The organism is Bradyrhizobium uaiense, assembly GCF_010811875.1.
Taxonomy (GTDB): Bacteria; Pseudomonadota; Alphaproteobacteria; order Rhizobiales; family Xanthobacteraceae; genus Bradyrhizobium; species Bradyrhizobium uaiense.
Genome location: NZ_VKHP01000514.1, coordinates 1 through 1,078 on the forward strand (window position 1 = coordinate 1; position 1,078 = coordinate 1,078).

Here is a 1,078-nt window from a genome sequence, read left to right on the forward strand (position 1 = left end):
CTGCCGCGCTCATGATCCCGGTGGCCGTCGACCCCTACGCACCCCGGTTGAGTGCTCTTCTTCACCGCCGACGGGTTGTCGGGCGCGGGTGCCTCGAGCTCGACCAGGCTGCCCCCGTGGCGCGCCGCCATCCCGGCGCCCCCCGGCAGATCGCCGAGCCGCATCACGCCGGCGATTATCTCCTTTTCGCCGGGCTCCAGCACGCCCGCGTTTTCGGCTTCCACCACCAGCGTCTTGATCTCGTCCTCGCTGACGCGGTCCTGCGCGTCCTCGCGATGGCCGAGCACCCACAGCAGCAGCTTGCCGGAGCGATCGAGCAGCCACACCAGCGGCAGCGACAGCCGCGCCATCATCGTCATGGCCGGGGCGACGCGCACGGCGACGGACTCCGGATCGCGCAGTGCGATCTGCTTCGGCACCAGCTCACCGACGATCAGCGAGGCATAGGTGATCACGCCGACGACGATGCCGACACCGGCCGCATCGGCGACGTTCGCGGACACCCCGAGCTCGAACAGCCATTGCGAGAGGCGCTGGCCGAGCGTGGCACCTGAGAATGCGCCCGACAGCACGCCGATCAGCGTGATGCCGATTTGCACCGTGGAGAGGAATTTTCCGGGATCGGAGGCCAGCGCCAGCGCGCGGCGCGAACCGCTGACGCCTCGTTCGACCAGCGCCGCCAGGCGTGCCGGGCGGGAGGAGACGATCGCGAGCTCCGACATCGACAACAGACCGTTGACGACGATCAAGACCGCCACGATCGCAAGTTCCAGATATAACACGGGAGTCCCTGAGCTTTGGCGGCGTTGGCCGCTATACGGCGCCCAATATAGGCATTCCGGAGCGGTTTTGCTGTGCCTCGTCGAGCGTTCCTGCACAAGCAGAGGGTGCGTATGGCGTGCATGCAGGAGGAGATCGCGGCATTTTGGCGCGATGACAGGCGCACGAGCGCTAGGTGGTGTGGACTCTAAGGATTCCCTTTTAGGAGCAAATCAGATTCAAGGCTGCTTTTGGGGAGGCCGCCTTGGGTGTGATGGACCGTTTGGTATTGAGCGACGCGGCGTGGGAGCGGATGGCG

At 66.1% G+C, this 1,078-nt stretch carries 1 protein-coding gene; it reads right to left on the bottom strand.

Annotation, left to right across the window (positions count from 1 at the left end):
• Positions 1–782 (bottom strand): CNNM domain-containing protein (locus FNJ47_RS46190; protein WP_163163447.1); only part of this gene is annotated, 782 nt, incomplete at its 3' end.
• Between the last annotated feature and the right edge of the window lie 296 nt (positions 783–1,078).